We start from the raw sequence: 11,835 nt of genomic DNA on the forward strand, positions 1-11,835 counted from the left end.
AGCGGCGCGTACATCAGCTCTTCGAAGCCGAGTACGAGAACGCGGCCGCGGCCGCGGGCGGAGTCAGAGGGGGAGTCGGAGTCGGCGGGCAGCGCCTCGGCCACGCGGGCCGCCATGGCGGGCAGGGCGGCCTCCAGGCGGGTGCGGTGCTCGGGCGTGAAGCCGTGCCGTCCACCGTCGGCCAGGCCCTCCGGCCAGCCGAGGTCCACGCGGGCGACGGTGCCGGGCTCCGGGCGGGGCGCTGGAATCGCTGCGCTCGCTGAGATCGCTGGGATCGCCGCCGCGCTCTCGTGCTCTTGTTTCTGCGCTTGTTTCTGCGCTTGCTTCTGCTCCTGCTCGGCTACCAGTGCCTGCCCCTTCTCCAGTACGCCGTCGGGCAGCCGTACGGTGCCGGAGGCGGCCGTCACCAGGTCCACGGTCGCGTCGATCTCGTGGGCGAAGTCCGCCAGGCGTCCGAGGTCCGCGGCCGAGCGCATGTCGACCAGGGCCACGATGACGTACCGGCCGCGCGGATAGCGTTCGTGGAGGTCACGGATGGTGTTGAGGATCGTGTTGCCGGTGGAGAACTCGTCGTCCACGAGGACGAGGGGGCCGTCGCCGGCCAGCAGGCCGGGGTTCTCCGGGAGCAGCAGGTGCGAGGTGGCGTGCGAGTGGGCCTCCTCGAAGCCGCCCGCCCGCGCGACGCCCTCGACCGGGCGGCGGGTCGAGTGGAGGCAAGGGGCGAGGCCCACGCCGTCCGCGACCGAGTGGCCGAGCCCGGTGGCCGTCTCCGCGTACCCGAGGACGACGGCACGGCGGGCCTGGTCCTCACCGAGCAGGTCGCGCACGCGCAGCCCGAGCGCGAACCCGTACCCGTACACGACAGCGGGTGACTGTGGTACGTGCTTGCCGAGCACGTTCGACACGAGCAGGTGGGCGCGCCTGGGGTTGCGCCGGAGCGCGAGCCCCAGCAGCTCTCCGAGCCCTTCGTCCCCGACGAGTTCGACCCCGAGCCGCCCGGCGACCCAGCTCCCGGACCAGACCGAGGCCTCACCCACAGGTCCGCCGTGCGCTTCGGCCGGGCGCCCCGCACCGGAGGGGGCCCCGGACCCGGCTCCGGCCCGGGTTCCGGTCCTGGTTCCGGTCCTGGTTCCGGTCCTGGTTCCGGGGCAGAAGCCCGTCGCGGACCAGACCCCGGACCCGTCGTTCACAGCCTTTTTCATGGATTCCTTGATGTCAGCCGGGGATTCCGGCGGCGAGCAGTTCCACGAAGCCGATGTCCTCGTTGGTGACGCCGAAGACCTCGGCGCGCTGGAGCGTGCGCTCCGCCCAGGCGCGGTGCGGCTTCACCTCGTTCATCTTGTTCGTGTACGCGGACCGCAGTACGCCTCCGCCGCCCAGCTCGGGCCGCAGTATGTCCTGGGCGTCGCTGAACTCCTCGTGGCTGACGACGGACAGGGCGTGCACGGGCAGTACGTGCGAGGGATGTATACAGGTCTTGCCCTGCAGCCCGTTGGCACGGTCGAGGGAGATCTCCCGCAGCAGGCCGTCCATGTCGTGCTCGATCAGCGCGGCGCGCAGGCCCTGGGCCTCCGGGCTGAAGGGGCTGCTGCGCAGCTGCGGCTTGAACATGCGTTCCTGGACGCGGAAGTACTCCCACACGGGCCCGGTCACCGTGAACCCGGTGCCGTCGGCGCGCCCGAGCACATTGACCACGTCCGCGATCACGGAGGCCACTATCTGCACGTCGTACGCGGTCATGTCGGGCGCCCTGCGCAGCCCGTACACCGAGCAGAAGTCGGTGACGCCGAGCCGCAGGGCGAGCACGCGGTCGCGGTACTTGTCGACGGCCCGGAAGATGCCGGCGAGGGTCTCCACCCTGGACTCGCGGTACAGCAGTTCAGGCGACTCCAGGACGGGCATCGCGAACAGCCGCCGCTCGCTCGCGCCCTCGGCCTCGGTGAGCGCCTCCAGGAACGGGATCCCCCGCTCCTCGGTGAACTTCGGCAGTACGAATCCGGACAGGAGCCGCACGGACGCGCCGAGCCGGCGGACGAGGTCGGGGATCTGCTCGGGCGCTCTGACCCGGATGAAGAGCAGGGGCAGTTCGGTCTCGGGGCAGCGTTCGGCCAGGATGCCGAATTGCCGTACGAGGTTCTCCTCGGCCTCGGTGACGTCCGCGTCGCCGATCGAGTCCTCCAGGCACACGACCATCGAGACGACGCCCTGGCCGGTCTGCTTCACGACGTCGTCGGCGAGCTTCTGCCTGGTCGCGGGAGAGTAGAGGGTGGCGCCGAGCGCGGCGGCGAGCACCCGGGGCGAGGAGTCCGCGGTGAAGTGACACGGCTCCTGGAAGAAGAGGCGCTCCCGCACCTCAGGGGCTATTTGCCCGAAATGACGCATGTCTCTCCCCCGAGGTGGCTAAGTGGTCTGACGATATGTGGCCGGTAATAGTACGTAGGGATGCGTGTCCAAGGTTCCCATCAGGCATGAAATTCAGGTAACGCGGACAAACACCATTGTGCCGTCCGCGTTGTCGTGACCAGGTCCGAGAAGGCAGGATGACCGCATGACGCACGCCATGTTGAAGGGATCGAACGTCCCGCTGGACGCCACCGCGGTGCGCGCCGTGCTGCGCTGGACGCCGGGGCGGGGCGTTCCGGACGTGGATGCCTCCGCACTGCTCCTGGGCGCCGACGACCGCGTACGGTCCGACGAGGACTTCGTCTTCTACAACGAGCCCCGGCATCCTTCGGGCAAGGTCTGGCGACTCGGCAAGAAGCGCGTGAACGACGGCCTTGCCGAGGGGCTCACCGACTCGATTCAGTCGGATCTGGCGGGCGTCGACAAGGGTGTGGGGCGGATTCTCCTTGTCGCTTCCGCCGACGGCGTCACCTTCGACAGGGTACCCGCGCTGCGGATTCTGCTGTTCGACGCCTCGGCCGGGGGCGCCGAGCCGCTGGCGTACTTCGACATCAAGCCGGAGACCGGCGAGGAGACCGCGCTGATCTGCGGTGAGCTGTACCGGCGCGGCGAGGGCTGGAAGTTCCGGGCGCTCGGCGAGGGCTACTCGAACGGTCTGGAGGGTCTGGCGTCCGACTTCGGCATCATGGTGAACGAGTCCGACGCCGAGGAGGGTTCGGCGTCCGCCGGGCAGGGCGGGTCGCAGCCGCTGCCGCCCGAGCGGACCACCCAGCAGGTGCCCCGACAGGTGCCTCAGCCGGTGCCTCAGCAGCCGGGCGGGCCGGCGTACGGGTATCCCCCGGCCGCTCCCGGTCCGGAGCCCACCCGGCAGCAGCCGCCCGCGACCCAGCCCGCGTACGGCTATCCGCAGCCCACCAGCCAGCCCGCCTACGGCTACCCGCAGACGGCGCCGGTCCGGCCCGCCGCGGCGACCGCCCAGTCCGGGTACGGCTATCCCCAGCCGGTGGGTACGCCGCTGGACCCGGACTTCCGGCTGCCGCCTCAGGGTCCGCAGTTCATCGCCCGCTGAGGCCTGCCGGCCGAGCCACTGGGGGTAGTGGCCTGGCCGCGGGCCGTCCGTGGCTGGGCGCGCAGTTCCCCGCGCCCCTGACAACCGACCGCGGACCGTCCGTGGCCGGGCGCGCAGTTCCCCGCGCCCCCAGACAAGCCCCCGCGGCCCCAAGACGGTCGGTCGGCTAGCGGTCTGCCTTTGTCTTGTAGCCGCGGCCCCATTGCAGCCCCCAGCCGTAGAGGCGGTCGAGTTCCGCCTGGAAGCCGTAGACGAACTTCACCTCGCGGCGCACCACGAGTTCGTTCTTGATGTTCTCGATCATGACCACCGCGCAGGACCTGGCCTGTGAGTGGCGCTCGTCGAGGCCTATCTCGATCCGGGGTCCGTTGCTCGGGTACAGGGTCACGATGGCGTGCGTACGATCGAAGGCGGGCGTCTGGTCGTAGATGTAGACGAAGATCAGGAGCCGCTTGATCTCCTCGCGGTGGTCGAGGTTGACGAAGAGCGTCTCGCCCGATCCCGAGCCGAAGCGGTCGTCGCCGCTGAGCTTCACGTACGGCGCGCCGTTCAGGTCGCCGAGGAAGCCGCCCAGGGGCTGGACGACGCCCTTGGTGCCGTCGGCGAGTTCGTACATGCAGCCCAGGTCGAGGTCGACGTTGACCATGCTCTGGGTGTGCGCCTGCACCACTTCCGGTTTCAGCGCCTTGAAGGGGTGGCGCAGCAGGCTGTCCCGCTGGCGCCCGCCGATGTCGGAGGTGCGCATCCGCCAGGACAGGTTGACGCGCAGGTTGCCGGTGGCCGCGCCCTGCTTGGAGAGTGAGATCGTGTGGTTCCGCTTGGTCAGTTCGATGGCATTGGTCGCCGCGCTGCCCGAGTCGAACTGCGTCGACCGGCCGCGCCACAGGTTTTCCCAGAAACGCATTCCCGCCCCCACGCTTTTCTCTGCCCACCCCGACGAGGCGTCGGGGACCGATACGACCGATACGACTGATGCGACTGACGTGACCGACGTGACCGATACGGATACGCCCAGGGGCGGCCGTCGAGGAGTCCTCGACGGCCGCCCCTCACAGAGCGTTCCTCAACAGGCCCGCTGTCACACCCCGGACGAGACCTCTGTCTTGTCGTCCGCCGAGGGGTCAGCTTTTCCCTCCGCGGCCGCCAGTGCCCTGTTGCGGCGCACGGAGGACCAGAAGGACCAGGCGATCAGGACGACGCCGACGAGGCCGGTGACGATCTCGTTGACCTCGAAGCGGATGGTCACGAGGAGGATCGCGGCGAGGGCGCCGATGGCGTAGTGGGCGCCGTGCTCCAGGTAGACGTAGTCGTCGAGGGTGCCCTGGCGGACCAGGTAGACGGTGAGCGACCGGACGTACATCGCGCCGATGCCCAGGCCCAGCGCCATCAGGACGATGTCGTTGGTGATGGCGAAGGCGCCGATCACGCCGTCGAAGGAGAAGGACGCGTCCAGGACCTCCAGGTAGAGGAACATGAAGAACGCGGCCTTGCCGACGAGGGCCTTCGCGGAGACCTGCTTGCCCTCGCGCTTGGCCTCCTCCTCTTCCTCGTGCTCGCGCTCCTCGGCTTCCTCAAGACGGTTCTCGAAGAATCCGGAGAGCCCGCCGACGACCAGGTACGTGATGAGGCCGGCGACGCCGGAGAGCAGCACCGTCTCCGTCTTGTCGGCGGACCCCGCGTGCAGGTGGGCGTGCGGAGAGAGGAACAGCGCGGTGATCAGCAGCACGATGAGCGCGATGCAGGCCGACAGCATGTCGACCTTGCCGAGCTTGGCGAGCGGGCGCTCGATCCAGCCGAGCCACTTGATGTCCCGGTCCTCGAAGATGAAGTCGAGGAAGATCATCAACAGGAACATGCCACCGAAGGCGGCGATCGACGGGTGGGCGTCGGTGACCAGTTCCTGGTATCGGTCGGCGTCGTTCAGCGCCAGGTCGACCGCCTCGATGGGGCCGAGCGACGCGCTGATCGCGACGATCACGACGGGGAAGACGAGCCGCATTCCGAACACGGCGATGAGGATGCCGACGGTGAGGAAGATCCTCTGCCAGAAGGCGCTCATCTTCTTCAGGATTCCGGCGTTGACCACCGCGTTGTCGAAGGACAGCGAGATTTCGAGGATGGACAGGATCAGCACGATCCCGAACGCTGTCCATCCGTCGATCAACACCGCTGCGACCAGGCCGAGCGCGGTGACCGCGAACGACCAGCCGAAGGTTTTCAGAACCACTGGCTACCCAATCGTGAGTTGGGGGGCTACCCCCGGACGAAGTCCGGAGGGGGTTTACCCCCCGCCGTACCCGGCTTTACGAAACGTTGACCTCGAAGTCTAGAGGGCAGTCTTCGAGGAGGAGTGGGCCGGGCCCTTCCCCCGGGAGATTCGCAGGTCCAGAGGGTCCGGACCCAGGTGACACACCTTCAGCCACTTGGGACACCTCACTTTCGAGACACCACGGCCGACCCTGCGGACACAGGGGTCACTTGCGGACGCAGGGGTCGCTTTCCGCATACTCGGCTTTACGAAACGTTGACTCCGAAGTCCAGGGCGATGCCGCGCAGACCGGACGCGTACCCCTGGCCCACCGCTCGGAACTTCCACTCGCCGCCGTAGCGGTAGACCTCGCCGAAGATCATCGCGGTCTCCGTGGAGGCGTCCTCGGAGAGGTCGTAGCGGGCGAGCTCCTGGCCGTCGGCCTGGTTGACGACCCGGATGAACGCGTTGCTCACCTGGCCGAAGGTCTGGTTGCGGTTGTCGGCGTCGTGGATGGAGACCGGGAAGACGATCTTGTCCACGTTGGCCGGCACCTTGGAGAGGTCGATCAGGATCGACTCGTCGTCGCCCTCGCCCTCACCCGTGAGGTTGTCGCCGGTGTGCTCGACCGAGCCGTCCGGGCTCTTGAGCTGGTTGTAGAAGATGAACCACTCGTCGCCGAGCACCCGGCCCGCGTTGCACAGCAGCGCGCTGGCATCGAGGTCGAAGTCGGCTCCGGTGGTGGAGCGCGCGTCCCAGCCGAGCCCGATCAACACCTGCGTGAGGTTCGGTGCGGCCTTGGAGAGGGAGACATTGCCCCCCTTGGCGAGCGTGACACCCATGTTCCTGATCCTCCCCGCTGAAGCCATTGGGTTGTACTGCACGTCCGGCGCCGCACCTGGAGTGTGCGACGCCGGACGGGAAGTGGTGGAGCGGTTCGGGGCCGGGCACGCGGCCCCGGACAGGCCCTGGGGCTCAGACGTTGACGCCGAAGTCCTGCGCGATGCCGCGCAGGCCCGAGGCGTACCCCTGGCCGATGGCGCGGAACTTCCACTCCGCGCCGTGCCGGTACAGCTCGCCGAAGACCATCGCGGTCTCCGTCGAGGCGTCCTCGGAGAGGTCGTACCGGGCGATCTCCGCTCCGCCGGCCTGGTTCACCACGCGGATGAACGCGTTGCGCACCTGGCCGAACGACTGCTGGCGGTTCTCCGCGTCGTAGATCGAGACCGGGAAGACGATCTTCTCGATCTCGGCCGGGACGCCGGCGAGGTTGACCTTGATCTGCTCGTCGTCGCCCTCGCCCTCACCGGTGGTGTTGTCACCGGTGTGCTCGACCGAGCCGTCCGGGCTCTTCAGGTTGTTGAAGAACACGAAGTTGGCGTCACTGCTGACCTTGCCGTCCGTGTTCGTGAGGATGGCGCTGGCGTCGAGGTCGAAGTCGGTGCCGGTGGTGGTGCGGATGTCCCACCCCAGACCGATGATGACCGCGGTCAGGCCCGGGGCCTCCTTCGACAGCGATACGTTGCCGCCCTTGCTGAGGCTGACTCCCACGAGTCCTCCCATTGGTGTCCGGGGGCGGGAAGCCCCGAAGTGCGTTGGTATCGGATCAACGTGTCGATCCTAGTGAGGGGTTCCCCGACACCGCAGGCCCTGGGTACGAAGAATCCCGAAGTGTCGGCGTCACGGCCTGGCGGGCCGCCGCGGCTGCCCGGCTCAGAGCGCGTCGAGCGCCCGTACGTACGACTCCAGGTCCCGCGCGTCCGGCAGGGCGTTGACGACGGTCCAGCGGACGACGCCCTCCTTGTCGATGACGAAGGTGCCGCGCACCGCGCAGCCCTTGTCCTCGGCGAAGACGCCGTACGCGCGCGAGACCTCGCCGTGCGGCCAGAAGTCCGACAGCAGCGGGTACTCCAGGCTCTCCTGCTCGGCGAAGACGCGCAGGGTGTGGATCGAGTCGTTCGAGACGGCGAGGAGCTGGGTGTCGCGGTCCGCGAACCGCGGCAGGTTGTCGCGCAGCTCGCACAGTTCGCCGGTGCACACGCCGGTGAAGGCGAAGGGGTAGAAGAGCAGCACCACGTTCTTCGCGCCGCCGGCACCACGAAAGTCGGAGAGCCTCACGGTGGCGCCGTGGTTGTCCTTGAGCTCGAAGTCCGGGGCCTTGTCGCCGACCTCGATCGCCATGGCTGCGTATCCCTTCCATCAGGCTGTTCGGGTGACATCACCCTACGCAGCACTCCCGGACGCCCCATAAGGGGCGCGGGGAACTGCGCGCCCAGCCACAACGGACCCGCACACGGACGAGGCCCCCGCCGACGGATGTGACGCTGGTGGCGTCACGGATGTCGGCGGGGGCCTCCTGGCCTCGGCTGCGCCTCAGCGCTTCTTGGCGGCCGTCTTCGGCGTCGCCAGTTTCGTGCCGCTCCAGTCCTTCCCCACGCTGATCCCCTTGGTCTGGGACAGACCCGCGGTCGTCACAGCTTCGGCGATGTCACTGGGCTCCACATAACCGTCTCGGCCGGTCTTCGGCGTCAGCAGCAGGACGGCGCCGCCCTCTTCGACGTACGTGGTGGCGTCCACCAGCGCATCCGTCAGGTCGCCGTCGTCGTCTCGGAACCAGAGCACCACGGCGTCGGCGACGTCGTCGTACTCCTCGTCCATGAGCTCGCTGCCGATTACTTCTTCAATGGCCGAGCGAAGCTCCTGGTCGACGTCGTCGTCGAAGCCGATCTCCTGGACCACCTGCTCGGGCTGGAATCCCAGCCTGGCGGCCAGGCTCGTCCGCTCCTCCGCGTGGTCCGCGGTCGCGCTCACGGGTTGCCTCCTGATCATGTTCGGTAATGGGGTCCTCCCCTGCCCGGTAGAAGCCGGGCCCTCGGGGAGGCTTGAGGCCACGCGCGTGCGCGCGGCATGGGCCGTAGTCCACACGGGCGGGACGGATCGCGCAAGTACCCGGCCGTCGAGACCGCCGAAACGGTGACGATCCGGGCCGTGTCGCCGCAACTCCAGTCAGGGAATCACAGCCATAGGTGACACACACCACAGCAATCTGCCCGGTTTGCGAATTTCGGAACCCTACGAGGGTACGAGACTCGAATGCCTTTGCGGTACGTGTCACAGGTCGGGCGTATCGTTGCCATTTGCCGGACCCGCCCTTCGGAGAACGTGACGAACGTGACGGTTACCTCTCGGTACAGATGACGTTTCCGTTCCCGAGGTACACGATGGGGGACGGTGCGGACTTGGTGCAGATGCCCAGGAAACCAGAGAAAAACCGAAGAAAGAACCGAGTAGAAACTGAGAAGAAGCGGCCCCCGAGAGCGAAGGAACAGCGTGGCTTCCGGACCCGATCGCAACCCGATCATCATTGGCGGCCTTCCGAGTCAGGTCCCTGACTTCGATCCCGAAGAGACCCAGGAGTGGCTCGACTCCCTCGACGCCGCTGTCGACCAGCGCGGCCGGGAACGGGCCCGCTATCTCATGCTGCGGCTGATCGAACGGGCCCGCGAGAAGCGCGTGGCCGTGCCCGAGATGCGCAGCACCGACTACATCAACACCATCGCCACCAAGGACGAGCCGTTCTTCCCCGGCAACGAGGAGATCGAGCGCAAGATCCTGAACGCGACCCGCTGGAACGCGGCCGTGATGGTGTCCAGGGCCCAGCGCCCCGGTATCGGTGTCGGCGGCCACATCGCCACCTTCGCGTCCTCCGCCTCACTCTACGACGTGGGCTTCAACCACTTCTTCCGCGGCAAGGACGAGGGCGACGGCGGCGACCAGATCTTCTTCCAGGGGCACGCCTCCCCCGGTATCTACGCCCGCGCCTTCCTCCTGGACCGCCTCGACGAGCGGCAGCTGGACGGCTTCCGGCAGGAGAAGTCGAAGGCTCCGCACGCGCTGTCCTCGTACCCGCACCCACGGTCGATGCCGGACTTCTGGGAGTTCCCGACCGTCTCCATGGGCCTGGGTCCGCTCGGCGCGATCTTCCAGGCGCGGATGAACCGCTACATGGAGGCGCGCGGCATCGCGGACACCTCCAAGTCGCACGTCTGGGCGTTTCTCGGCGACGGCGAGATGGACGAGCCGGAGTCGCTCGGGCAGCTGTCCATCGCCGCGCGCGAGGGCCTGGACAACCTGACGTTCGTCGTCAACTGCAACCTCCAGCGCCTCGACGGACCCGTGCGCGGCAACGGAAAGATCATCCAGGAGCTGGAGTCGCAGTTCCGCGGCGCCGGCTGGAACGTCATCAAGCTCGTCTGGGACCGCAGTTGGGACCCGCTGCTCGCGCAGGACCGCGACGGCGTGCTGGTCAACAAGCTGAACACCACGCCCGACGGCCAGTTCCAGACGTACGCCACGGAGACCGGCTCGTACATCCGCGAGCACTTCTTCGGCGGAGACCACCGGCTGCGGGGCATGGTCGAGAACATGACCGACGACCAGATCCTGCACCTGGGACGCGGCGGTCACGACCACAAGAAGGTCTACGCGGCGTACGCGGCGGCCAAGGCGCACACCGGCCAGCCGACGGTGATACTCGCGCAGACGGTCAAGGGCTGGACGCTGGGCCCGAACTTCGAGGGCCGCAACGCCACGCACCAGATGAAGAAGCTGACGGTCGCCGACCTCAAGGGCTTCCGCGACCGGCTGCACCTGCCGATCTCCGACAAGGAGCTGGAGTCCGGCGCGCCGCCGTACTACCACCCGGGCCGGGACTCGGAGGAGATCCAGTACATGCACGACCGCCGCAAGGGCTGCGGTGGATACGTGCCGACGCGTGTGGTGCGCTCGAAGCCGCTCGCGCTGCCCGAGGACAAGACGTACGCGAGTGTGAAGAAGGGTTCGGGTCAGCAGTCGATCGCCACGACCATGGCGTTCGTACGGCTGCTCAAGGACCTCATGCGGGACAAGGAGATCGGCAGGCGGTTCGTACTGATCGCGCCCGATGAGTACCGCACCTTCGGCATGGACTCGTTCTTCCCGAGCGCGAAGATCTACAACCCGCTCGGGCAGCAGTACGAGTCCGTCGACCGGGAGCTGCTTCTCGCGTACAAGGAGTCGCCGACCGGGCAGATGCTGCACGACGGCATCTCCGAGGCGGGCTGTACAGCCTCCCTGATCGCGGCCGGCTCTGCCTACGCCACGCACGGTGAGCCGCTCATCCCGGTGTACGTCTTCTACTCGATGTTCGGTTTCCAGCGCACCGGTGACCAGTTCTGGCAGATGGCCGACCAGATGGCGCGCGGTTTCGTACTGGGGGCGACCGCTGGGCGTACGACGCTGACGGGTGAGGGTCTGCAGCACGCGGACGGGCACTCGCAGTTGCTCGCCTCGACGAACCCGGCCTGTGTCGCGTACGACCCGGCGTACGGGTTCGAGATCGCGCACATCGTGCAGGACGGGCTGCGGCGGATGTACGGCTCGTCCGAGGAGTACCCGCACGGCGAGGACGTCTTCTACTACCTCACCGTATACAACGAGCCGATCCGGCATCCCGCCGAGCCGGCGGACGTCGACGTCGAGGGCATCCTCGCGGGCATCCACCGCTTCGCGGCGGGCACGTCGGGTTCGGTCCCGGCGCAGATCATGGCGTCCGGGGTCGCGGTGCCGTGGGCGGTCGAGGCGCAGCGGATCCTCGCGGAGGACTGGAACGTACGGGCCGATGTCTGGTCGGCGACCTCGTGGAACGAGCTGCGGCGCGAGGCCGTGGAGGTGGAGCGGCACAATCTGCTGCATCCGGAGGAGGAGCAGCGGGTTCCCTATGTGACGCGGAAGCTGTCGGGGGCCGAGGGGCCTTTCGTGGCCGTCTCCGACTGGATGCGGTCGGTGCCGGACCAGATCTCGCGGTGGGTACCGGGGACTTACCAGTCGCTCGGGGCGGACGGGTTCGGCTTCGCCGACACGCGCGGGGCCGCTCGGCGGTTCTTCCACATCGACGCGCAGTCGATCGTGGTGGGGGTGCTGACGGAGCTGGCGCGGGAGGGGAAGGTCGACCGGTCCGTGCTGAAGCAGGCGGTCGATCGGTATCAGTTGCTTGATGTGGGGGCGGCGGAGCCTGGAGCCGCGGGGGGAGATGCGTAGCGCTCCGCGTTGCGCTCCGCGTGGGGTGCGATTTGGG

General features: G+C 68.1%; 10 protein-coding genes. 2 read left to right on the forward strand and 8 right to left on the reverse strand.

Going from position 1 to position 11,835, the window contains the following annotated elements; genetic code table 11:
• Together AOK01_RS37955 and AOK01_RS37960 are read right to left on the reverse strand one after the other, a co-directional pair.
• Positions 1–1,202: phosphoribosyltransferase domain-containing protein (locus AOK01_RS37955; RefSeq protein WP_213862207.1), on the reverse strand; the 1,202-nt coding region annotated here is incomplete at its 3' end.
• A gap of 13 nt (positions 1,203–1,215) precedes the next feature.
• Positions 1,216–2,382 carry an HpcH/HpaI aldolase/citrate lyase family protein gene (locus AOK01_RS37960; RefSeq protein WP_055519865.1) on the reverse strand — a complete coding sequence of 389 codons (1,167 nt, stop codon included), beginning with the start codon at positions 2,380–2,382 and terminating at the stop codon, positions 1,216–1,218.
• A 166-nt stretch (positions 2,383–2,548) separates the two neighbouring features.
• Between AOK01_RS37960 and AOK01_RS37965 the strand changes: the two genes are divergently transcribed.
• Positions 2,549–3,472, forward strand: coding sequence for a TerD family protein (locus tag AOK01_RS37965; protein ID WP_055519867.1), 924 nt, complete (start codon positions 2,549–2,551; stop codon positions 3,470–3,472).
• Positions 3,473–3,638: 166 nt separating this feature from the next.
• Here the strand turns inward: AOK01_RS37965 and AOK01_RS37970 are convergent, their stop codons facing one another.
• The 6 genes from AOK01_RS37970 to AOK01_RS37995 all read right to left on the reverse strand — a co-directional run bounded on the left by AOK01_RS37970 (position 3,639) and on the right by AOK01_RS37995 (position 8,531).
• Positions 3,639–4,376, reverse strand: a complete 738-nt coding sequence (locus AOK01_RS37970; protein ID WP_055519869.1) for a TerD family protein — start codon at positions 4,374–4,376, stop codon at positions 3,639–3,641.
• A 174-nt stretch (positions 4,377–4,550) separates the two neighbouring features.
• Complete coding sequence (locus AOK01_RS37975; protein ID WP_055519871.1) at positions 4,551–5,699, reverse strand: DUF475 domain-containing protein; 1,149 nt, start codon at positions 5,697–5,699, stop codon at positions 4,551–4,553.
• Between the two features lie 287 nt (positions 5,700–5,986).
• Positions 5,987–6,562 carry a TerD family protein gene (locus tag AOK01_RS37980; RefSeq protein WP_055519873.1) on the reverse strand — a complete coding sequence of 192 codons (576 nt, stop codon included), beginning with the start codon at positions 6,560–6,562 and terminating at the stop codon, positions 5,987–5,989.
• Positions 6,563–6,695: 133 nt separating this feature from the next.
• Positions 6,696–7,271, reverse strand: a complete 576-nt coding sequence (locus AOK01_RS37985; RefSeq protein ID WP_055519882.1) for a TerD family protein — start codon at positions 7,269–7,271, stop codon at positions 6,696–6,698.
• A gap of 162 nt (positions 7,272–7,433) precedes the next feature.
• Positions 7,434–7,901 carry a peroxiredoxin gene (locus tag AOK01_RS37990; RefSeq protein ID WP_055519875.1) on the reverse strand — a complete coding sequence of 156 codons (468 nt, stop codon included), beginning with the start codon at positions 7,899–7,901 and terminating at the stop codon, positions 7,434–7,436.
• A gap of 192 nt (positions 7,902–8,093) precedes the next feature.
• Positions 8,094–8,531 (reverse strand): DUF3052 domain-containing protein, encoded by a 438-nt coding sequence (locus AOK01_RS37995; RefSeq protein ID WP_055519877.1) that lies wholly within the window; start codon positions 8,529–8,531, stop codon positions 8,094–8,096.
• 519 nt (positions 8,532–9,050) lie between these two features.
• On the opposite strand from AOK01_RS37995, the gene aceE reads away from it, so the two are divergent.
• Positions 9,051–11,798, forward strand: a complete 2,748-nt coding sequence (gene aceE / locus AOK01_RS38000) for a pyruvate dehydrogenase (acetyl-transferring), homodimeric type (RefSeq protein WP_055519879.1) — start codon at positions 9,051–9,053, stop codon at positions 11,796–11,798.
• Positions 11,799–11,835 lie beyond the last annotated feature (37 nt).

Source organism: Streptomyces aurantiacus, assembly GCF_001418335.1.
In the GTDB taxonomy this organism is placed as follows: domain Bacteria; phylum Actinomycetota; class Actinomycetes; order Streptomycetales; family Streptomycetaceae; genus Streptomyces; species Streptomyces aurantiacus.

What these genes read in the sequence shown, in the direction of transcription:
- AOK01_RS37980 (WP_055519873.1), bottom strand. Translation starts at nt 6,562, where the DNA reads ATGGGTGTCACGCTCGCCAAGGGGGGCAATGTCTCCCTCTCCAAGGCC.
- AOK01_RS37990 (WP_055519875.1), bottom strand. Translation starts at nt 7,901, where the DNA reads ATGGCGATCGAGGTCGGCGACAAGGCCCCGGACTTCGAGCTCAAGGAC.
- AOK01_RS37960 (WP_055519865.1), bottom strand. Translation starts at nt 2,382, where the DNA reads ATGCGTCATTTCGGGCAAATAGCCCCTGAGGTGCGGGAGCGCCTCTTC.
- AOK01_RS37970 (WP_055519869.1), bottom strand. Translation starts at nt 4,376, where the DNA reads ATGCGTTTCTGGGAAAACCTGTGGCGCGGCCGGTCGACGCAGTTCGAC.
- AOK01_RS37965 (WP_055519867.1), top strand. Translation starts at nt 2,549, where the DNA reads ATGACGCACGCCATGTTGAAGGGATCGAACGTCCCGCTGGACGCCACC.